This is a genomic window from Acinetobacter sp. P1(2025) (assembly GCF_051390655.1).
GTDB classification, from domain to species: Bacteria; Pseudomonadota; Gammaproteobacteria; order Pseudomonadales; family Moraxellaceae; genus Acinetobacter; species Acinetobacter junii.
The window spans coordinates 18,724-41,408 of sequence record NZ_JBPKBJ010000031.1; the positions used below are offsets into that span (position 1 = coordinate 18,724).

The 22,685-nt window shown below is 38.4% G+C and carries 19 protein-coding genes and 1 tRNA gene; 11 read left to right on the forward strand and 9 right to left on the reverse strand.

Going from position 1 to position 22,685, the window contains the following annotated elements:
* Window positions 1–25: 25 nt before the first annotated feature.
* Together der and ACSC97_RS09530 are read left to right on the forward strand one after the other, a co-directional pair.
* On the forward strand, window positions 26–1,435 hold the full coding sequence (gene der, locus ACSC97_RS09525) for a ribosome biogenesis GTPase Der (RefSeq protein ID WP_004908978.1): 1,410 nt from the start codon (window positions 26–28) through the stop codon (window positions 1,433–1,435).
* Between the two features lie 65 nt (window positions 1,436–1,500).
* Complete coding sequence (locus ACSC97_RS09530; protein WP_436660628.1) at window positions 1,501–2,157, forward strand: 4'-phosphopantetheinyl transferase family protein; 657 nt, start codon at window positions 1,501–1,503, stop codon at window positions 2,155–2,157.
* 77 nt (window positions 2,158–2,234) lie between these two features.
* Here the strand turns inward: ACSC97_RS09530 and secF are convergent, their stop codons facing one another.
* The 7 genes from secF to queA all read right to left on the reverse strand — a co-directional run bounded on the left by secF (window position 2,235) and on the right by queA (window position 9,627).
* On the reverse strand, window positions 2,235–3,203 hold the full coding sequence (gene secF / locus ACSC97_RS09535; protein WP_004908975.1) for a protein translocase subunit SecF: 969 nt from the start codon (window positions 3,201–3,203) through the stop codon (window positions 2,235–2,237).
* Between the two features lie 10 nt (window positions 3,204–3,213).
* Entirely contained in the window at window positions 3,214–5,115 is a 1,902-nt protein-coding gene (gene secD / locus ACSC97_RS09540) for a protein translocase subunit SecD (RefSeq protein WP_151958805.1), read from the reverse strand.
* Window positions 5,116–5,166: 51 nt separating this feature from the next.
* A complete protein-coding gene (gene yajC, locus ACSC97_RS09545; protein ID WP_004908970.1) occupies window positions 5,167–5,496 on the reverse strand; it encodes a preprotein translocase subunit YajC in 330 nt (109 codons plus the stop codon).
* Between the two features lie 111 nt (window positions 5,497–5,607).
* On the reverse strand, window positions 5,608–6,738 hold the full coding sequence (gene tgt / locus ACSC97_RS09550) for a tRNA guanosine(34) transglycosylase Tgt (RefSeq protein WP_004908968.1): 1,131 nt from the start codon (window positions 6,736–6,738) through the stop codon (window positions 5,608–5,610).
* A 162-nt stretch (window positions 6,739–6,900) separates the two neighbouring features.
* Window positions 6,901–7,470: a LemA family protein gene (locus ACSC97_RS09555; protein WP_099949192.1), complete on the reverse strand. Its 570-nt coding sequence runs from the start codon at window positions 7,468–7,470 to the stop codon at window positions 6,901–6,903.
* Between the two features lie 77 nt (window positions 7,471–7,547).
* Window positions 7,548–8,576 carry a hypothetical protein gene (locus tag ACSC97_RS09560; protein WP_436660632.1) on the reverse strand — a complete coding sequence of 343 codons (1,029 nt, stop codon included), beginning with the start codon at window positions 8,574–8,576 and terminating at the stop codon, window positions 7,548–7,550.
* 13 nt (window positions 8,577–8,589) lie between these two features.
* Complete coding sequence (queA, locus tag ACSC97_RS09565) at window positions 8,590–9,627, reverse strand: tRNA preQ1(34) S-adenosylmethionine ribosyltransferase-isomerase QueA (RefSeq protein WP_286686669.1); 1,038 nt, start codon at window positions 9,625–9,627, stop codon at window positions 8,590–8,592.
* A gap of 180 nt (window positions 9,628–9,807) precedes the next feature.
* On the opposite strand from queA, the gene ACSC97_RS09570 reads away from it, so the two are divergent.
* The 9 genes from ACSC97_RS09570 to ACSC97_RS09610 all read left to right on the forward strand — a co-directional run bounded on the left by ACSC97_RS09570 (window position 9,808) and on the right by ACSC97_RS09610 (window position 20,556).
* A tRNA-Leu gene (locus ACSC97_RS09570) sits at window positions 9,808–9,894 on the forward strand.
* Between the two features lie 609 nt (window positions 9,895–10,503).
* Entirely contained in the window at window positions 10,504–11,775 is a 1,272-nt protein-coding gene (locus tag ACSC97_RS09575; RefSeq protein WP_004908952.1) for a sensor histidine kinase, read from the forward strand.
* A gap of 72 nt (window positions 11,776–11,847) precedes the next feature.
* Window positions 11,848–14,595 carry a bifunctional [glutamate--ammonia ligase]-adenylyl-L-tyrosine phosphorylase/[glutamate--ammonia-ligase] adenylyltransferase gene (gene glnE / locus ACSC97_RS09580; RefSeq protein ID WP_004964099.1) on the forward strand — a complete coding sequence of 916 codons (2,748 nt, stop codon included), beginning with the start codon at window positions 11,848–11,850 and terminating at the stop codon, window positions 14,593–14,595.
* Window positions 14,596–14,621: 26 nt separating this feature from the next.
* Window positions 14,622–15,548, forward strand: coding sequence for a branched-chain amino acid transaminase (locus ACSC97_RS09585; protein WP_004950342.1), 927 nt, complete (start codon window positions 14,622–14,624; stop codon window positions 15,546–15,548).
* A 142-nt stretch (window positions 15,549–15,690) separates the two neighbouring features.
* Window positions 15,691–16,851: a nucleotide sugar dehydrogenase gene (locus ACSC97_RS09590; protein ID WP_436660635.1), complete on the forward strand. Its 1,161-nt coding sequence runs from the start codon at window positions 15,691–15,693 to the stop codon at window positions 16,849–16,851.
* Window positions 16,852–17,017: 166 nt separating this feature from the next.
* On the forward strand, window positions 17,018–17,773 hold the full coding sequence (locus tag ACSC97_RS09595) for a hypothetical protein (RefSeq protein WP_004950347.1): 756 nt from the start codon (window positions 17,018–17,020) through the stop codon (window positions 17,771–17,773).
* Between the two features lie 27 nt (window positions 17,774–17,800).
* Entirely contained in the window at window positions 17,801–18,796 is a 996-nt protein-coding gene (locus ACSC97_RS09600) for a capsular polysaccharide biosynthesis protein (RefSeq protein ID WP_436660638.1), read from the forward strand.
* 14 nt (window positions 18,797–18,810) lie between these two features.
* Complete coding sequence (locus ACSC97_RS09605; protein WP_280094927.1) at window positions 18,811–19,569, forward strand: glycosyltransferase family 25 protein; 759 nt, start codon at window positions 18,811–18,813, stop codon at window positions 19,567–19,569.
* A 75-nt stretch (window positions 19,570–19,644) separates the two neighbouring features.
* Complete coding sequence (locus ACSC97_RS09610; RefSeq protein ID WP_039047050.1) at window positions 19,645–20,556, forward strand: glycosyltransferase family 32 protein; 912 nt, start codon at window positions 19,645–19,647, stop codon at window positions 20,554–20,556.
* A gap of 18 nt (window positions 20,557–20,574) precedes the next feature.
* On the opposite strand, the gene ACSC97_RS09615 is transcribed toward ACSC97_RS09610, so the two are convergent.
* On the reverse strand, window positions 20,575–21,471 hold the full coding sequence (locus tag ACSC97_RS09615) for an LPS biosynthesis protein (protein ID WP_016540680.1): 897 nt from the start codon (window positions 21,469–21,471) through the stop codon (window positions 20,575–20,577).
* Window positions 21,472–21,549: 78 nt separating this feature from the next.
* Window positions 21,550–22,452: a hypothetical protein gene (locus tag ACSC97_RS09620; protein WP_016540679.1), complete on the reverse strand. Its 903-nt coding sequence runs from the start codon at window positions 22,450–22,452 to the stop codon at window positions 21,550–21,552.
* Window positions 22,453–22,685 lie beyond the last annotated feature (233 nt).

Sequence of the window (22,685 nt, forward strand, 5' to 3'; positions counted from 1 at the left end):
GGCTCGTCTGAATTAAGGTTAATTTATGAAACCCGTTATTGCGCTCATTGGTCGTCCAAACGTCGGAAAATCAACGCTATTTAACCAAATCACAAAAAGCCGTGATGCTTTGGTTGCTGACTTCGCTGGTTTAACTCGTGACCGCAAATATGGTGACGCGGTTTATCAAAACAAATCCTTTATTGTGGTTGATACAGGTGGTATCGGTGAAAATGAGGGTGGTATTGACTCTTACATGGCGGAGCAGTCAAAAACTGCGATCCATGAAGCTGATATTATTATCTTTGTAGTTGATGCACGTGCTGGACTTTTAGCATCAGATGAGCAAATTGCCCGTGAACTACGTACATTGGGTAAAAAAGTTTACTTAGTTGCTAACAAAGTTGATGGTGTACATGCTGAAGCAGCTCTTGTTGAGTTTTATAAGCTCGGTATGGGTGAACCGATGCAAGTTGCTGCGAGTCATGGTCGTGGTGTTCAGCAAATGCTTGAAGAGGTATTAGCTGAAGTACCTGAAGATGAGAATCCAGAAGAGCATAATAAAAACACGGGTTTACGATTAGCCATTATTGGTCGTCCTAACGTTGGTAAATCAACATTGGTCAACCGCTTACTTGGTGAAGAACGTGTAGTTGCATTTGACCAACCAGGTACGACACGTGACTCGATTTATATCCCATTTGAACGAGATGGTCGTCAATATACGTTGATTGATACTGCAGGGGTGCGTCGTAAAGGTAAGGTTGATGAAATGATTGAGAAATTCTCAATCGTAAAAACTTTGCAAGCAATGAAAGATGCACATGTAGTTGTCGTTGTAGTTGATGCTCGTGAAGGGATTGTTGAACAAGATTTACATTTGATCGGTTATGCGCTTGAAGCGGGTCGTGCGATGGTGATTGCCATCAATAAATGGGACAACATGACCGAGTACGATCGTAAGCAATGTAAACTCGATGTTGAACGTCGTTTCGATTTCATTCCTTGGGCAAAGATTCATTTGATCTCAGCTTTACACGGTACAGGTGTAGGCGAATTATACCCATCTATTCATCGTGCCTATGAATCTTCAAATCTGAAAGTATCACCAGCTAAATTAACGCAAATTCTAAATGATGCGACTGAAGCACATCAGCCGCCTTCAATTGGTGGTCGTCGTATCAAAATGCGTTATGCGCATATGGGTGGACAAAATCCACCAACGATTGTGATTCACGGGAATAAAGTGGATAAGACACCTGCGGATTACCGTCGCTATTTAGAAAACGTGTTTCGTAAGGTTTATAAACTGGAAGGCACCCCTGTAAAAATCGATTTTAAAACTTCTGAAAATCCATTCGAAGGGCGTAAGTCTCAAGTGGATGAGCGCGTTGCAGCACGTAAGCGTCGTTATATTCAGAAATTCAAAAAGGCTGAAAAGAAATTTAAGCGATAATTTTTTGAGTGTCATCAAAACCCAAATTTTAATTTGGGTTTTTTTTATCAATAAGGACATGATTGATGAGTCAGCGTAAGATTGAATTACATGTTCAAACGTTAGATAACATTTTAGATTTACAGCAAAGCGATTTTTCTGATTTTCGCTCATTTAATGACTATAAAAAACAACAGATCAAGCAGTTTCGTAATCAATTACTATCACAACATCTCGGATGTGATGTTGCTGATTTAGATTTTGCCAAACATGAGCATGGTAAACCTTATTTAACTTCTCATATGCTCAACTTTAACCATTCACATAGCAAAGAAAGTTATGTGTTAGGACTAAGTGATCAAATTGGGGATATTGGTGTTGATCTCGAGGAATTGGAACGCAAAGTGCGTTTTGATGCTTTTGCTAAACATGCTTTTCATCCCAAAGAATATGAAATTTGGCAACAGTTGGATGAAGATAGGGAGTACTGGTTTAAAGTTTGGACGACCAAAGAAGCTGTTTTAAAAGCTTCAGGTCTGGGTATCCGTTTGGATCTGAATACTCTGAATACAAATGTACATCCAGAACAGCAGGGAGGGGTGTGTTCACATCCTTTAATTGGAACATTTGGTTATCAGAACTTTTCGTTGAATCAAAAAATTATATTGACTATAGCTTGGCGAGCAGAACTGTCTTGTAGAGGTTTCCAGTTTCCTGATATTCAGGTAATTCAACATGACTAAATACTAATTTAAAATGATCACCCACAAAAAATGCCAGTGATAACACTGGCATTTTTAATCTGTATTTGTGGAAAACCTTAAGGAATATGATCTTCTTCAAATTCAGGTTTAACTTGAACAATAAAATCTTGACGGTTAAGACCACGCCATAATGCAAATGCTGTTCCGATATAAATCGATGAATAGGTACCAACGAATACACCGACAAACATTGCAACAGAGAATAAATGCAGACCATCACCACCAACAAACATCATTGCTAGAACTACAAGTAACAATGTCATTGAGGTGTGAATGGTACGACGTAAAGTTTCTGTTAATGCAATATCGACAATTTCACGTGGTGTCGCACCGCGAATCTTACGGAAATTTTCACGAATACGGTCTGAGACAACGATGTTATCGTTAAGTGAGAAACCCATTACCGCAAGAATCGCTGCAAGTACACTTAGATCAAATTGCCATTGGAATAATGCAAATGTACCGATAATAATGATGATATCGTGGAATAACGATAACACAGCACCCATCGCAAGTTTGAACTCAAAGCGAATAGTCACGTAAATTAACATCAGAATCATCGCAAGCGCTAATGCACCAGCAGAGCGAATGTATAGCTCATTACCGACTTGACCACCTACAGCATCAACTTTATGCACTTCAGCAGCATTGTTTGGTAACTGTACTGCTTTAGTGATCGTTTCACTTAGGTCTGCTACGTTTAAATCTTCTTGTACTGGCATACGTACAATTAGGTCAGTATTACTTCCTAACGTTTGTACAACAGCGTCTTTAAATCCAGCACGATCTAATGCTTGTGAAACTTGAGCAGGTTGAACTGCCTGGGCATAATTCAACTCAGCTGATACACCGCCTGTAAAGTCTAAACCGAGGTTTAGACCTTTCGTCGCAATAAAAAAGATACTTACGATGGTCAGCAAGATTGAGAAGATTGCAGCAGGTTTTGCTATCTTCATAAATGGGATGATTTTTGCATCATCAGGACGACCGTATTGTTTTGAGTCTTGTTGAGTCAGATCAGTCATATGAATCTCCTTAAATGCTCAACTTAGTCAAATTACGGCGTTTGCCATAAATGAGTTGTACGATCGCACGTGTTACTGTAATCGCAGTAAACATCGAACATACGATACCAATCATAAGCGTCACAGCGAAGCCTTTGATCGGGCCTGTACCGATAGCGAATAAGATAAATGCAACAATAAACGTCGTTAAGTTCGAGTCAAAAATAGTGTTATAGGCTCGATCATAACCCGCAACAATGGCTTGTTTTGGAGAGGCACCCCACAGCATTTCTTCTCGTATTCGTTCACAGATCAGAACGTTTGCATCGACAGCCATACCGATGCCAATCACGATACCTGCAATACCAGGAAGGGTAAGGGAAGCACCTAACCAAGACATAACAGTAAGAATCATCGCAAGGTTAAATACCAGAGCGAAATTCGCAATTACACCAAACAAGCGGAAGAATACCACCATCCAGATTGCAACAAGAATGAAACCAATCTGAGTAGATAACACACCTGCATCAATATTTTCTTGACCAAGGCTTGGACCGACAACACGTTCTTCAACAAAGTACATTGGCGCTGCAAGCGCACCCGCACGTAACATTAAAGCAAGTTCGGCTGCTTCTTGAGGAGAATCAAGACCTGTAATACGGAATTGAGATCCTAAAACGGCTTGAATTGTTGCAGCGTTGATTACAACAGATTCAGTATACGGTGTGCGGACTTCAGTCTGAGTACCTGTATCTGGATCAGTGACATAGCTAATTTTTTGTTTATTTTCAATAAACAATACAGCCATACGTTTGCCAACAGCATTACGTGTTGCATCTGCCATTAACTTACCGCCAGCAGTGTCTAACGTAATATTAACTTCTGCACCACCAGAGTCTTGGCTAAAGCCAGAGCTTGCATTTTGAACGCGTTCACCTGTCAAAATACGATTGCGTTGAAGTAGAAGCTGACGACCGCTGTCCAGTGATTCAAAAGCAAAAACTTCAGTACCTGGAGGAAGAGGTTGATCGTTATATTTTCCAGTGTATGGATCAATATATTGATCATTGCTATCTGAAACCAAACGGAATTCTAAGTTTGCTGTACGACCTAAGACACGTTTTGCTTCAGCAGTATCTTGAACGCCAGGTAACTCAACCACGATACGGTTGCTACCCTGAGTTTGTACCAATGCTTCAGCAACACCTAACTCGTTAATACGATTACGTAGGGTCGTTAAGTTTTGATTCACCGCGTAAGATTGAATTTCTTGACGACGAACATCCGTATAGTTGAGTTTTAATAAAGCACCATCTGTACTTGCAAGTGCTTGTTGTGTGAACTCATTGCCATTTCGACGTAAGAAATCTGCTGCTGCATCACGGTCAGTTGTATTAGCAAACTGAACAGTAATGGTATTGTTATTCAGTGCTAAATTATTAAATTTGATTTTGTTGTCACGAAATTGACGACGCAGATCAGTTGCCGATGTTTCCATACGTTGGCTAATCGCTTTATCCATGTCGACTTCGAGCAAGAAGTGTACACCACCACGTAAGTCCAAACCGAGTTTCATCGGTTTTGCACCAATCTTTTGCAACCATTCAGGTGTGGTTGGCGCAAGGTTAAGTGCAACCACGTAGTCTTCACCTAAATCACGACGTAGCACTTCTTTCGCTTTTAATTGAGCTTCTGAAGTATCTAAACGTAATAATGCCGCATTGTTGGTGAAACTATTATCATGGCTACTGATGTTGGCAGCTTTCAGAATCTGCTCAGCTTTTTGCACAACCGTTTGATCAATTTGTGTACCTGCTTTTGCACCAGAAATTTGGACAGCAGGTTCATCAGGATACAGACTTGGAAGTGCATATAACGTACTGATCACGAGAACGACGAGAATCAGTAAATATTTCCATGCAGGGTAACGCATTCGTTTTCTTCTTAAATGAAAAAGTCGTGCTGAGGCACGACTATTTTATGATTAAAGGTTATTTAGTGTGCCTTCAGGTAATACTGAAATGACACTTGCACGTTGGATTTTTACTTCTACGCCACGGCTTAACTCAACAACAGCGAAGTCACCATCAAGCTTCGTGATTTTCCCCATTAAACCACCAGCAAAAACGATTTCACTTCCTACACCTAAGCTTTCGATCAAAGAACGGTGTTCTTTCGCACGTTTAGCTTGAGGTCTCCAGATCAAGAAATAGAAGATTGCAATAAAAACAGCAATCATCAATAAGTTTGCCATTAAGCTTGGGCCTTGAGCTGCTGCAGGAGCAGCGTGAGCGGTAGAAATGAAAAAGCTCATTTTAATTTCCTAATAAAAGATAAAGCGAAAAATTACGATTAAATTCCAATTCGTTTTGCAATGTACCTTGTCTTGCGTTTAGGCGCAAATCTTGATGCATTTACTTATACATTAATCTTCAGGGCAGGGTGGAACCTCTAAACCACGACGGGCATAAAAGTCCTGAACATACTCGTCAAACGTACCATTATCTAGAGCATCACGCATGCCTTGAGTAAGGCGTTGGTAATAACGTAAGTTATGAATCGTACCGAGCATCGATGCCAACATCTCACCGCACTTCTCTAAATGATATAAATAGGCACGAGTAAAGTTTTTACAAGTGTAACAGTCGCAATGAGGGTCTAAAGGTCCTTTATCATGACGATATTTGCTATTACGAATTCTTACCAGACCATCAGTGACAAAATAATGACCGTTACGTGCATTACGTGTAGGCATTACGCAGTCAAACATATCAACACCGCGACGAACCGCTTCAACGATATCTTCTGGCTTACCTACACCCATCAAATAGCGAGGTTTATCCTGAGGCATTTTGTTTGGTAAATAATCAAGAACTTTGATCATTTCCTCTTTAGGTTCACCTACAGAGAGACCTCCAATCGCATAACCATCGAAACCTACTTCGAGTAAGCCTGCAAGAGATTCATCACGCAAATCCTCGTACATACCACCTTGAATGATGCCGAATAATGCATTTTTATTCTTAAGTTCATCGTGGTGGTGGGTTTTACAACGTTTTGCCCAACGTAAAGAAAGCTGTAATGATTTCTGAGCTTCTTCATGTGTTGCTGGATAAGGTGTGCATTCGTCAAAAATCATCACGATGTCTGAATTTAAGACGTGCTGAATTTCCATCGAAATTTCAGGAGATAAGAAAACTTTTGAACCGTCAATTGGAGAGCGGAAAGTCACGCCTTCCTCTTTGATTTTACGCATTGCACCCAAGCTAAATACTTGGAAACCACCTGAGTCAGTCAAAATTGGTTTATCCCATTGAATAAACTCGTGCAGACCGCCGTGCTCTTTAATCACTTCTAAGCCAGGGCGTAAATATAAATGGAAGGTGTTACCCAAAATAATTTGTGCTTGAATCTCTTCAATATCACGAGGCAACATGCCTTTTACAGTACCGTAAGTACCAACGGGCATAAATACAGGTGTCTCAACAACACCATGTTCTAAAGTGAGTCGACCACGACGGGCGCGCCCCGACTGACCTAATTTTTCAAATTGCATGACACCAATCCATCAAGGCGAAAAAACAGTTCGCTGATCAAAAACGGCTATTTTCCTTGATTATGGTGTGTAGTTCTACTACTAAATGTAGCTATAGAGAAAAAATAAAAAAGCCATTTCAAGATAAAGCTGAAATTGGCTTTTAAATGTATAAGTTTGCTTTTAAAAATTTGGTTTATAGTCAAAATTTTCAGTCGCTAAATTATCTTTGAAAGGACGAATTTCTTTCTTGGATAATGTCATTGTATTAATCAAATTATTTGGGAAAATCTGGATATGATTGTTGAATAACTCAACATTACGGTTAAAGATCGTAATAGCAGCACCGACATTTTCATTTTGCTCCTGAATATCATCCATCATTTTGCTGTACAGCGTATCTGCTTTCAGCTCAGGATAATTTTCAACAACAACGTTGAGACTGCGAATGAGTTCTTTGCTCATTTTTTCGATGCTTTGTAGTTGAGAAATATCAGTATCATTAACATTTAAATTAAGGATTTGCTGACGAAGCTCAGTTACTTTTTCTAAGGTTGATTTTTCAAACTCAGTGTAACGGCTCAAGGTCGTTTCTAAAGATTCAAGCGTTTTAACTTTTTGACGTTCAAAATTAGCCACTTCTGACCACGCACGTTTGGTCGCATTAAAGTAGCGTACAATCGTATTGCGAATATGAATGCCCCATACAATCAAAAGAACAAAAATCCCCAAGAAAATAATTAAACCAGTCATGATTACCTCGTTATTGTTGCCTTAATGGAACTGAGCAAATTCCACTTATCTTTGTTCTAAAAAGATTTATAGACTATTTATTGAATTAAATTAAGCATCAATTGTTGAAAACGCTGATATTCAGGCATCGTCATGGTTCGTAAATGACCTCTCAATGCTGGTATATCGTTGATTGCATCATGTTTACTCGTGATTCGGAAAAGATCTTGTTCACCGAGATAACATAAAATCTGTTCTTCATGATGATAAATTAAATCACCTGAAAAATGTTCAAAAAAATCATGTAACTTGAGTGTCAAACTTGGGCTAATACTTTTTGCAAGTTGATGCTGATCTAGACCAAAAATATTGAGTTTCTGATTAATTAAAATATCACTGCTTTGCCATGAGCGAGTATACGGTTCAAAAAAACGAGAGCGCTGATCACTAATAGCAATGCCCAAATTCGGCATTTGAAAAACAAAAGCACCCCATAAATCTTTATGGATTTCTTTAACGATTTTTTTATCGCTATTGCCATCTTGCAAAATTGGCATTTCAGTTACGTAATGGTATTTAAAAATCAGGACTTGATGTTTAGTCGTTCCATCGTCCCAAACGGTAGAAGCATAATGTGTAATTTCATTTGATTCAGTTCCACGATTAAACAGTGGGAAAGATTGCTTCAATTTACTTATTACAAGTAATGGTTGCGCCTGAATCGGAAGATAAGCAGGGAGTTGTTGGAAGTTTAAACCATAACGAAGTTGAATCATTCTTTGTTCTAAATATTCAATCACTTGTTCAAGTGGTTGTTTTGACTCATAAAGTAGATAAGCAAGAAAACCTGTCAAAAAAGCACCTAAGAAACTCCAAATAAATTGTAGATGGGGATGTAGAAAATATCCAAAGATTAGAGTACTTAGACTAATTGTTGCCAATAAATAAGGCAAAATATTAAAAAAATGCAGGCTGTGATCTTCACGCCACGGATGCAAGGCATCTAGTAATGCTTGATCCGTGTGTGATGATTGTCCCGCTTCCCACAGCCGAGCGATATTGCGAAAAACTTGAGCATTTTTTTTACGTCTTATATGTAATGCTTGTTGTACTGTATCGATCGGCATAAGCGTATTTAAATCAAACGATTAATTTGTCTATTAGCATAGCATCACCGTAGCTAAAGAAACGATAACGTTCTTTAACTGCATGCTCATAAGCCGATAAAATGTTATCTCGATTTGATAACGCAGAAACAAGCATTAAAAGTGTTGATTCGGGCAAATGGAAGTTGGTAATCAAACGATCGACGATACAGAATTGGTAGCCTGGATAAATGAAAATCTGGGTATCACCTGTCCATGCAGCAATTTTGCCATCATTTGCTTGAGCCGCGCTTTCCAATGCACGAGTTGCTGTCGTACCGACTGCAATCACTTTATTACCACGTGCTTTGGTTTCTAAAATAAGATCAATCGTGGATTGTGGAACATCACACCATTCACTGTGCATAATGTGATTGGTAATGTCTGTTGTACGAACTGGCATAAATGTGCCTGCACCGACATGCAAAGTCACAAATGTCTTTTGCACACCTTTTGCAGCTAATTTTTCTAATAAATCTTGGTCAAAGTGCAAACTTGCTGTTGGAGCAGCAACGCTAGCAATTTTTTCAGGATCGTGGAAAACCGTTTGATATCGTTCTGTATCAATTTCTTCTGCTTCACGATTGAAATAAGGAGGAATAGGAAGCTGACCGTATTGATCAAGTACCGATAAAATCGGTTGTGAAAACTCAACCACAAACAGGTTTTCATGGCGACCTTGTACCGTAACTGGAACTGAATCTTCACCGATATAAAGTTCTGCACCAGCTTTAGGTGAATTACTTGATTTAATATGACAGTGAGCTGTGTGTGTGTCCAGCATACGTTCAACAAGAACTTCAATTGCCCCACCAGTTGCACGTTTACCTTTCAAGCGAGCCTTCATGACTTTGGTATCATTTAATACGAGCAAATCACCCTCGTTTAATAAATCCAAAATATCAGTAAAGCTATGATCATGGTAATGACCTTGATCATCGATATGAAGTAAACGCGAAGCGCTACGGCTTTCTAGAGGATAGCGAGCTATAAGTTCATCAGGGAGATCAAATGAAAAGTCTGAAAGTTGCATACATCTAAAACATTGCAGAAATTGTGCGTAGTATAGTCTTTTTTGTATTTTTGCGCTGAGCTGCTGATAACTTCCTAAGAAAAATAACTGAATGATTTAAAAGTGAACAATAAGTTAAAGATGGGGTTTGACAATAAAATCAAACAGGTTATCATACGCAACACAAAGCATCGCACTCTTCCCGAGGTGGTGAAATTGGTAGACGCGGCGGACTCAAAATCCGCTGTCAGAGATGACGTGTCGGTTCGAGTCCGACCCTCGGGACCAAGATTCAAAGACCCCAAGCTGGTATTAAAGGCTTGGGGTTTTTTAATGCCAAATCATTTTTAATTTAAAATTTTATTCCGACAATAAATATAAAAGAGTATTGAGTGTTAGATTTAATTATAAAAGTATGACAAATTTTTTTTAATGATCTTGCAGCTCTTTGTTCGGTTAGATAAAGCAAAAAGATTTACTCATAGATGGAAATTCTATTGAGAGCAGTGATAACTGAATATATCGACAATTATTATGAACAAGACAAATAGAAGACTGTAAAGGATTGTACTGCTCAGGCTTTAGTGTGTTCTGAAAAGGTAAGCTATCTTGAAGTTGATTATGTCATTAAAGAATACCCACTAAGTCTTTTTAGTATGATCAGAAGCGATGATAAAAATTTATGATGATTTAAACATTCAACATGTAGCTAAAAAAATAAATCTTCGATACATAATTCAATACGTTTAAATTTAATGAAATTTCACGTTTTGTTGCGAATTGATCTAATCAAGAATTGCCTTTTATGTTAAAGTTTGTTAATAGTAGTGATAGTTTTCACATTTTTTCTTATTAAAACGTAAATAACCGAATAACGATAATATCCGAGAGGCAAGCATGGCTATTCAATTACTAGAATTACAGCAAGCCGACAAGTTAAGTGCTTGTAAAATTTCTCTTTCTTTGGGTCTCACTTCAGAGCAAAATTTGCTTGAACAGTTCTTACAATTCAATAAAACATTAATGCAAGTCGGTAAAGCTTTACTTATTTTTCATCAAGAGCCTTATTTTTGGCATCACTGTTCAGAAAAGTTGACTGCAATTGACGCTACAAAAGTCACGAAAAGTTTGAATACTCTATTTGTAAATAATGATTTTATTGATGAAGCTCATCCACATTATTCAAATTTACTTTCGTTTGTACATGCGTTGAAATCTAAAGCACAATCCCTTGTCGCTGTTCATCTGAGGCATCCAGATCAGACCTCTTTAGGTTATCTAATTTTGTTTGATGAAGCTGTCCGAGATTTTAGTGCAGTTCAAAAACAACTTTTACAAGACCATTGTAAAAGCTTTATGCAAAAACTTGAATTGAAACTCAATCACGATGAACTCAAAGAATTATACGAACAAGAGTCCGCATTAAATTTTAGCAAGACAAAATTCTTTTCTATTATTTCCCATGATTTACGCGCTCCCTTCCATGGTTTATTGGGTTTTTCAGAGATTTTGGCTAAAGAGCGCGATACATTGGATGAATCTAGTATCCAAAACATCGCTGACTATCTCTATGAGACGTTACAGTCGACTTACAACCTGTTGGAAAGTTTGTTGAATTGGGCAATGGCTGAAGGTGGGCGTTTTGTATATCACCCAATAAATTTTAAATTAAGACAAATTACCGATATCGTGACAGATATTTTAAAAACCTTAGCGTTGAAGAAAAATATCCAATTGATCAATGAAGTAGATGAGAGTCTTAAAATCTATGCAGATATGAATATGGTGACTTCTTTGATCCAAAACCTTGTTTCAAATGCATTGAAATTTACGGATACGGATGGCGCAGGAAAAGTTTATATTCAAGCCCAACCTCAGGGCGAATTCGTGGAAATACGAGTCAAAGATTCTGGTTTGGGAATGACAGAAGAACAGATACAGAATTTATTTCAACCACGTATGACGGTGAGTTTAAAGGGCACAGCTGGTGAAAAAGGTGCGGGTTTAGGGCTTTCTTTGTGTAAGCGTTTTGTTGAGCTGAACCATGGTGAAATCAGTGTGACATCTCAAGAAGGTGAGGGCACCGTCTTTAAAGTTCGCTTACCTGCTGAACGCCAAAATGCTGAATTATCTACCGAACAACATAAATCGAAAGCGAAATTAGTCTAAAGTGATTTTAAAGATAACGATGTAACTGATATAACTACTAGAGATGACCTGACATCAGTTGAGCTTTTTTATATGAATGCGGAACAGCTACATAAAACCTTAGTTGCAAGCCAATATGCAGAACAAGTTTTAAATTTATACCAATCAGAATTAGAACAAGCCTATAGCAAAGATCAATTTTCAACCTCTTTATCTACCGAAACGATTCACCAAACCGTCCAAGAAACGGTTGCAGTTCAGACTGATGAGCAAGCATGGATGAAGGCATTGCGTATTTTGCGTGCTAAATTAATGTTTCGTTGGATTTGGCAAGATGCAAACCAATTAACCGATGTAGTGACACTGACTCGAGAGCTTTCTGATTTTGCTGATGCTTGTATCTGCGTTGCGAAAGATTTTGCGCGAAAGCCATTGATTGCTAAACACGGTGAGCCAATCGGTTATTCAGGTCAGGTTCAGGATTTGATTGTCATTGGAATGGGGAAACTTGGTGCAAAAGAGCTGAATTTATCCAGTGATATTGATCTGATTTTTGCTTTTGATGAGCAAGGTGAGACTAATGGTCGTAAATGTATTGATGTTCAGCAATTCTGTATTTTGTGGGGACAGAAGTTAATTTATCTGTTGGACCATATCACTGCGGATGGTTTTGTCTTCCGTGTGGATATGCGTTTACGTCCGTGGGGTGACGGTTCAGCTTTAGCGATCAGTCATACAGGTTTGGAAAAATATCTGAGCCAGCATGGGCGTGAATGGGAACGTTATGCATGGATTAAAGCCCGTGTGATTACAGGTGGAAAAGAAGGCGAAGATTTGATGGATATGGCTCGTCCATTCGTCTTCCGGCGTTATGTTGATTATTCTGCATTCGCTGCGATGCGTGAAATGAAAGCCATGATTGAGCGAGAGGTTCTACGCCGTAATATCGAAGATGATATTAAATTAGGCGCTGGCGGAATACGTGAGATCGAGTTTATCGTGCAAGTTTTTCAGTTGATCTATGGTGGTTCCCGACGTGAGCTGCAAGATCGACAATGTTTAGTTAACTTGCATCATTTGGGTGATGCTGAATTATTAGATCAGCAAGCTGTTTTTGATCTTGAAGATGCTTATTTGTTTTTAAGACGAGTTGAACATGCAATTCAGGCATTAAATGATCAACAAACTCAATCTCTACCGTCTGAACCTGAATTGCGCCAACGTATGATAGATACCTTGGGTTTTAGTGATTGGAATTCTTTCTTAAATGTTCTGAATCAAAAAAGAGATAAAGTCAAAGTTCAGTTTAAACAACTCATTCAAGAGAAAGAGTTCTCTGCTCCCATAGATGATTCTGTAGAACTAGAACAACGTCTGAATGCAGTTCTGGATGATGATGCTAAAAACTTGATCCAAAATTTTTGGCATGGGCAAGCACTACGTAAAATTCCTGCGAGTGCTTTAGAACGGCTTAAGAAATTTTGGCCTCATCTAGTCGAAGCCATTTTACAATCAGATCAACCTCAAATGGCTTTATTACGATTAATGCCCTTGGTTGAGTCTGTATTACGACGAACTGTCTATTTAGTCATGTTGATGGAAAGTCGTGGTGCTTTGCAGCGTTTAGTAAAAATGGCGACAGTAAGCCCGTGGATCTGTGAAGAGTTAACACAATACCCCGTCTTGTTGGATGAGTTCCTTTCAATGGACTTTGGGTTGCCTCAACGCAAAGATTTAGAAGATTCCTTACGCCAACAATTAATGCGCATTGAAATTGATCAGGTTGAAGATCAAATGCGAGTATTGAGGTTGTTTAAAAAGAGCAACGTACTCGCTGTAGCTGCCAGTGATGTTTTGGCTGAAAGTCATTTAATGAAAGTCTCAGATGCATTAACAGATATTGCTGAAGTATGTGTCCAAGCGACTTTAAATTTAGCTTATCAAGCGATTGCGCAACGTCATGGTTACCCTGTCAACAGTCAGGGTCAACGATGTAGTTTGGATGCGCAAGCTTTTGCCGTCATTGGTTATGGCAAGCTAGGTGGTATCGAGTTAGGCTATGGTTCTGATTTGGATTTAGTATTTATTCATGACTTTCAAGAGCAAACAGAGACTGACGGACGTAAAGGGATCAGTGGTGCAGAGTTTGCGATCCGTGTTGCTCAGAAATTTATGTCCTTGATGACTACTCAAACACTTGATGGTCGGGTCTATGAAATTGATACCCGATTAAGACCGTCTGGTGAAGCAGGGATGTTGGTGACGAGTCTGAAAGCTTATGAGCAGTATCAACAAAAAAGTGCTTGGCTTTGGGAACATCAAGCGCTCGTTCGTGCACGTTCAATTGCAGGTGAGAAAAGTTTATGTGAGCAATTTGAACGGGTACGCTGTCAAATCTTAACTCAGGTTCGTGATGAAAATCAGGTACGTCAAGAAGTGTTAAAAATGCGTCAGAAAATGAAAGATCATTTGGGTTCATCTTCTGAGCAAAAAAAACATGGGATTTTTCATTTAAAACAGGACTCAGGTGGTATCGTTGACATCGAATTTATGGCACAGTATGCAGTGCTTGCATGGAGTGGGACGAATACAGATCTCGCCCATTTTTCCGATAATGTAAGAATTCTAGAAGATGCTGCTAAAGCAGGCTGCTTATCCAGTGAAGATGCCACAGCATTAATACACGCTTATCTCCGTGAACGAGCTGAGAGCCACCGTTTAGCACTTGCAAATCAATCTATGCAAGTTAATGCTGCGGATTGGCACGATACCCGCGAGATCGTTTGCAAGTTATGGCAAAGGTTAATTGATCCAAGTGCAATAGCATTGGAAAGTGAATGATTGTGTAAAAAAATGGAGTATGTGCGATGAGTTTGGCTGATCGTGATGGTTTTATTTGGCAAGATGGAAAATTAGTGGATTGGCGTGATGCAAAAATTCATGTCTTAACTCACACACTACACTACAGTATGGGCGTCTTTGAAGGTGTCCGCGCCTATGAAACCCCAAATGGTACAGCAATCTTCCGTTTGCAAGATCACACTAAGCGCTTATTAAATTCAGCAAAAATTTATCAAATGAATGTTCCATTTGATCAAGCGACATTAGAACAAGCACAAATTGACGTTGTTCGTGAAAATAAATTAGCGTCTTGCTACCTTCGTCCATTAATTTGGATTGGCTCTGAGAAACTTGGTATTGCTGCAACAGATAACACGATTCATGCTGCTGTAGCTGCATGGGGTTGGGGCGCATATCTTGGTGAAGAAGCGATGGCACGTGGTATTCGTGTAAAAACTTCTTCATTCACTCACCATCATCCAAACGTGACGATGTGTAAAGCGAAAGCATGTGGTAACTACACAGTTTCTATCTTGGCACACCAAGAAGTCGCACGTTCAGGTTATGACGAAGCAATGTTGCTTGACCCTCAAGGTTTCGTCTGCCAAGGCGCTGGTGAGAATGTATTCTTGATCAAAGATGGCGTATTACATACACCTGATTTGGCTGGTGGTGCATTAGAAGGAATTACACGTCAAACGGTGATCACGATTGCTAAAGATTTAGGTTATGAAGTGATCGAACGCCGTATCACACGTGATGAATTCTATATCGCTGATGAAGCATTCTTCACAGGTACAGCTGCTGAAGTAACACCAATCCGTGAGTATGATGACCGACAAATTGGTTGTGGTTCACGTGGTCCGATTACTACAGAAATTCAAAAGACTTTCTTTGATGCAGTCCAAGGTCGTAATGATAAATATGCAGATTGGTTAACTTACGTTAAATAAGTAAAACTCTGCGAAGAAAGCGAAGCTCATGCTTCGCTTTTTTATTGAAACAATGTCAATAGATTGCAATTAAATCATCATTAATCTTTCATCTAACTTCTTTAGCTTGGTCACTAAGATCAAGAATAAAATCAGAGAACGAATGAAGATTACTGTAGTGGGTGCTGGCTATGTGGGTTTATCAAATGCCTTATTGTTTGCTAAGCAGCATGATGTGGTTTTACTAGATATTGATAAAAGTCGCGTAAAGTTATTAAATCAAAAAGTTTCACCGATTAGTGATACTTGCATACAACACTATTTAACTGAGTCGCATCTTGAGGCAACGACTGAAAAAGAGCGTGCTTATCAGGATGCTAAGCTGATTATTATTGCAACCCCAACAAACTATAATCCTGAAACCAACTATTTTGATACTTCTAGTATTGAATCTGTCATCGATGATATTCAAAAAATAAACCCAAAAGCGCTGATGATTATTAAATCTACAGTGCCTGTGGGCTATACCAAAGAAATTTCGAATAAGCTGAAACTTAAGAACTTAATATTTGCTCCAGAGTTCTTGAGAGAGGGGCAGGCCTTACAAGATAATCTCTACCCATCTAGAATTATCGTAGGTGAAAGATCTAAACGCGCAGAAAAGATTGCGAAATTGTATTTAAAAGCTACGGTCAGAAAGGATGCAGTTTTACTCTGTGTTGACTCAACTGAAGCTGAGGCCATTAAACTATTTTCAAATACATATTTGGCAATGCGAGTAGCATTTTTTAATGAGCTGGACACGTATTGTATAAAAAATAAACTAAGTGCTTTGGATATTATTAATGGTGTGGGTTTGGATCAACGCATCGGTGATCACTACAATAATCCTTCTTTTGGTTATGGAGGTTATTGCTTGCCTAAAGATACCAAACAGCTTTTAGCTAATTATGATGATACTCCTCAAGAGCTGATTTCAGCGATCATTCGCTCTAACCAAACTCGCAAACAGGCGATCATTGAAGATATTAAGAGTCATAATGTTTCATGTGTGGGTATATTTCGCCTAACGATGAAAGCAGATTCAGATAATTTCAGAGAATCCGCGGTTCATGATGTATTACAAGGACTTGCTCAAGAGGGTATAAAGATTGTGATTTATGAGCCTACTTTGGATGTTAAAGAGTATTTGGGACATCCGGTGATGAGTAGTTTACAAAAATTTAAATCGGCTTCTGATCTGATTATTGTCAATCGTATGGTGCCGATGTTCAGTGATGTCATGGAAAAAATCTACACTCGAGATTTATTTGGTATCAATTGATAAGGTGAAAAAAACATAAATGGCTTGAAGGGTTTGACGAATTAATAATAAAAAAAGTTACAAGGTCTATGCTAAGATAGCTCAACATTCAGTGCATATTGTTTTGACGATTTGGGATGATTTCCCGCGCATTTAAAATAATATCTAAGGCATTTAAGGTTAGCAGATGGCAGACATTCAACAAGATTCGGCAGCTCATGAAGACAATATTATTTTGTGCATGAAATGGGGAACCAAGTACGGTGCCGAGTATGTCAATCGTTTATATAATATGGTGCAACGCCATCTTACTTTACCTTTTAAAATGGTGTGCTTAACGGATCGTACAGAAGGTATTGATCCGAATGTACAATGCTTCCCGATTCCTCCATTAGATTTGCCTGCAGGAAGTCCAGAGCGTGGGTGGAATAAACTCTCAACTTTTGAACCTGATCTGTATGGTTTAAAAGGCAATGCACTGTTTTTAGATCTCGATGTTGTCATCGTAGATAATATAGATTGCTTCTTCCAAGAACCAGGTGAGTTTCTGATTATTCATGACTGGAAGCGACCTTGGCGCATTACGGGGAATAGTTCGGTTTATCGTTTTAAGTTAGGAGCTTTTCCTGATATTTTGCCGTATTTTCGTGAAAATTTTGATGAAATCCGTCAGAAATTCCGTAATGAGCAAGCTTATCTATCTTGGTTTGTTCACAAAGAAGGAAAATTGAGTTATTGGAATGATCAGTGGTGTAAAAGCTATAAATATCATTGTCTAAGAAAAATACCATTTGCTTATTTCCAAGCACCAGTAAAACCAGAAGGCGTTAAGATTATTATTTTCCACGGTGAAATTAATCCACCTGATGCAATCAATGGTGGTGGTGGTAAATGGTATCGTTATGTATTGCCATCAGATTGGATCAAGGATGCTTGGCAGTAAATCTGTATTTATGGAAGGTTTTGATTTATGAATCAAGGTTTGCATCCGCTTGATATCGTCATCGCATGGGTCGATGGGAATGATATCTCTCTGAAAAATAAACGCCGTCAATTTATGAATCAAAACGAACCACCAAATGCTTTGGATGATACTCGTTTTGCAAGTAACGATGAAATCTATTTCTGCATCGCCTCAATTCTTAAGTATGTTCCATATGCAGGCACGATTTATGTCGTGACGGATCAGCAAACACCTTTGTGGTTAGACCAATTTTCCCAGCAAGGTTTATGTCCTGCTGAAAAAATAAAAATCGTTGATCATCAAGAATTATTCCGTGGTTATGAGTTTGCTTTACCGACATTCAATTCATTAAGTATTGAAAGTATGTTGTGGAATATTAAAGGGATTTCAAATCATTTTATTTATCTGAATGATGATTTCTTTTTCAATCAACAGTCTGATTTAAGTGATTTTCTTATTGATGGTCAGATGGTGATATATGGACATTGGCAAGCAACACTCATCAAGAAAATGAAATATATTTTCCGAAAATTCTTACAGCAGAATTTTGGAAAGGTAGCTGAAGCGAAATATTCAACGGCTCAAATGTTGAGTGCAGATCGTGTGGGAATGACCAGATATTACGAAATTCATCATCGCCCTCATATTCTCAGTCGTGATTTGCTCAGTACTTTCTTTAAGAATAATAAAGAGCTTTTAGACCAGCAAATTCAGTTCAAATTTAGGAACATTGATCAATTGTTACCAGTGGGATTGTCTAATCATTTAGCAATTCAATCTGATCAAGCCGTTTTAAAAGATGATATTGATATTGCTTATTTAAAAGATGGTCGTGATTTGGAAAAATTTATATTAGCTTTATCTAATTCTGAGATTAAATTTGGCTGTATACAAAGTCTAGATCAATTGGAATCATTAGCAGAAGGACGCATCCGAGCCGCACTGATTCAAAAATTTACAGGGTTTTTACCCAGCCAAATTCAACCGACTACTGCGGTTTAAATGAAGGAAAGCAAATGAAAGTTGTGACTTATCTTATTAATTTAGACGGCAGTGATCAACGTTTAGCAAGTGCGACAGCTCAGCTCAATCAAGCGGGATGGGATTTTAGCCGATTCTCTGCTTATGATGGGCGAGGTAAAGCCTTATCTGAATTTGAAAACTACGATGATCTTGCTGCTCAGAAAATATTAGGGCGTAGTTTAATGAATTCTGAGTTGGGTTGTTATCTAAGTCACTACGGTTGTGCTGAAAAATTTCTAGAAACGGATGCCGATTATTTAGTTGTCTTAGAAGATGACATTGAAGTGTTGCCTAACTTTAAACAAAATCTTAATTCATTAATCAGCTATCTTGATCAGCATAAAGAACTCGAATGGTATGTGGTGAATCTTGCTGCAAAAAAGAAGAAATTGGCAAAAGACATTGTTCAGATTGATGGTTATACAATCTGGCATGCTTATTACTTTCCCATCCGTGGTGTAGGTTTAGTATGGTCAAGAGCAGGTGCTGAGGCATTTGTTGAGCTTGGTAAAACCATGCAAGTTCCTGTCGATATCTTTTTTCAAAGCTGGTTAAGTAAAAATGGCAAAGGATTGGGGGTGTGGCAGCCTTTTGTCCAACCTGCAGGGATTGATAGTGATATTCTAGGCACTGTGGCAACACAGGGTATTCAACGTAAAGCACTGGAAAATAGAAGTGCTTCACATGGGTTCAAAAAACAGAAAAGAATGTGGCGTGATCGTTTTTATGCGATTAGGCATCTTTATTTTTAATTAAAATTGTTTGGGTAAATCACTTTGGAACAAAGATGGGCTGAAGTAATATAAAGATATGGCTGAGTGACCTGTATGAAAATATTTAAAAAAATATTCTATCTCTTAAAGTTCTATACGATGTATTCGAACAAAAAGAGAGGGGTTAATGCAGCCATAGACAATGAAGCAGATTTGATTGTGCTTAATCCGACTATTACTGATGCGGCCATTCCAAAGAAAATCTGGATGTATTGGGAAGGTCCGCTGGCTGGATTTGTGAAAGAATGTGTGGAACAAGTTAAAAAGACCAATCCAGATTATGATGTTCATTTTCTCACACCAGATACAGTGAAAAGCTTTTGTGATATTGATTTTGGTCGCTTCCCCAAGGCAACACCACAACAAAAGGCCGATCTGCTCCGTTTTGAATTGATCTATCAATATGGTGGTATTTGGTTAGATGCCAGTACGATTGTATATGAGTCTTTAGACTGGATTCAGGATCTGGTTAAAAAGACCAAGACCAATAGTTTTGCTTATTATCGTGCCAAGAACACGACCATCAAAACTTCTCCTGTTTTAGAAAACTGGTTGTTGGCAAGTGCTGCAAAAAATCCATTTTTTAAGTACTGGTTTGATGAACTGGTTACGGCGATTGAATTAACGCCCAAAGCTTATCTGCAAAAACTCAAAGAAACCGAACCTGATTATCAGGACTTGATTCAGCACATTGGCCGGCTGGAATATCTGGTGGCGTATGTGGCTTGTCAGAAAGTGATGCGTAATCATTTACCAAGTATGTGCTTAATTAACTGCGATAAGAATGCGCTGTATTTTCAGGTCAAGCACCAATGGGTCAAAGAAAAAGTACTTATTGATATGGCAATTCACTATCCACCTGCTGAAATGCCAAAACTGATCAAGCTTGCAGGTAAGGAAAGAAAAACCCTGAGTCATTATTATGAAAAAGGGATGTATCTAGAAGGTTCATTACTCGATATCTAAAACAAGAGCTTTCAGGGTTTAAAGCAAGGTGCTCGGGTCAATCTTCTCAAATGCTTGTACAGCACTGCTTGGAGACAGGTTAAAAACTTTAATCTCTTTTTCTTTAAATAGCGTTGCCGCGACATCAAAGGCTTGAAATACGTCATCGACATGATGATTTAAGGTGGTCGGTTGCTGTCCGCCAATACTTTCATAAAAACGTGGTTGAGAAAAATTATTCATGTCTAAACCCGCGATATAAATTTCTTTATACCCCAGTGTATAGAGAATCTGAAGGGCTACATAAGCCACGGTAAAGTAGTCAAAAGTCCCTTTATAGATATCAAGTGAAAAACCCATGCCTTTGTGAATAAAGAAGTCAGTTTCATTTTGATCAAAGTGTCTAGCATGGTCTAAAAAGGTTTCGACTTGACCGTCAGTAATCGTTTCAATAGTTTTGATTTGGCAATGAAGATCTTCAATCCGAACATGTCTTAAAATCAGGTCTAGGCAACGAGGTGTGGTGTAAAACGTGCAATCGCTATTCAAGACTTTTTGAACTAGGTCGAAACGATTATTCACAAAGTTATGGTCAATAATGACATAACTGGAAAATGGAATTGAATCAAATGCGATAGCACCATTTACACCGATATAATCTTGATCGCTTTGATGCAGAATTTCAGGATTTAGTTGTTGAATCGAAGGGCCTGTTGCGACCAGCGTGCATTTTTTATGCGAAACTTGTGGGGGAATGAGATTATTAGAAACCAGTTTTTTCTTAAAATAAATTTTCTCAATACGATTCTGTGAGTCGCGTTCAACACTATAAAGTGGCCAATAGCGACGGTTGTGTTTTGCTACTTTAGGGAAGAAAAGTTTATAAATCAATTTATAAATACTTCTAGAAATACGACCTGAAAAGAAGTGAACCATTTAAAAACTCATTTATAAAATCATCAAGAGTAATGAAACTAGATAGCGGATTAGAGCTGATCTAGTTTCAATTATATTTTAGTCATCTAAAGAAAAACTTTTCTTTTTCAACTTGGTTTTTAGGTTGTGAAGGGAGCGTGCAAACCAATTTTTATCTTCTGGGCGTGTCACTTTATTGCCACGATAATGTATTTGGGATGCTTTAGAGAAATCACCAAATGGCTCAATACGATAGTTCTCTGGATGATAACCGGCGGCAATCGCCTCTTGATAATATTGATCAAATAGTTCCGTCAAATCCTCACGTGGATGCGGCATAATTTTACCATCAAACCAATGTTTCTGACCTGCAGCCTCTAGGCGTGGTAATGAATACTTGTGGCTAAACTGGGTACCCATATCTGAATAATGCAGGATTTTGATTTGATCAACAGCTAAATCTTCACCATCAATATTATTGTAGGAGTCTTGATAAGATTGAACTAATTTGGGTTTGTCTTTTAAAAGCCGCATCAGCTTTTTATGGCTTTCAGGATCAGCTTGAATCTCTTTTAATGGGGGAAGATATGCTTTGGCTTTCTCACAATCCCAAACACAAGTACAGAGTCTGGCTGAGTTCTTTCCGCCTTTGGCAATCACCATTGCATCATCTTTTTTAGGGTGCGCCCACAATTCTGCAATATCGCAGAGTACGACGACATCAGCATCCATATAAATGGCACGACCTTCAAAATTACATGATTCTGGAATTGCCCATCTAAAACCTGAAAAAGGGGTTGCCCAGTGTGCTGTATGCCAACCTTCACCAGTTTGCTGATTGGTATACCATGGACTATTCGGATCGTGACTAAGCTGCATCCATATAATTTCAACTGGATGATTGGTATGCTTGCGGACACTATAGTCCAGAACCATCATTTGTTCTAAGTCACAGTTGTTCGGATCGCAACCAACAAAAATTTTAATTGTGGAGTTAGACATTCCTAGCTTCCATTTTTTAAGGCTTTGCCTTCGATTATAACTAAAAAGCGCGGTTATTTTTGAAATATTTCTCTAATTTTTGATTGTGTTATAAAGTTTTTGTGTGAGCTAATGTAATGATATAGGACTTACGCATTGACAGATTCAAAAAAGTATTAAAATGCTTTATAAAGTATCTGTGATTAGACGAATTAAACATGCTTCTACAGCAACCTGTACTCTACCCATTTATA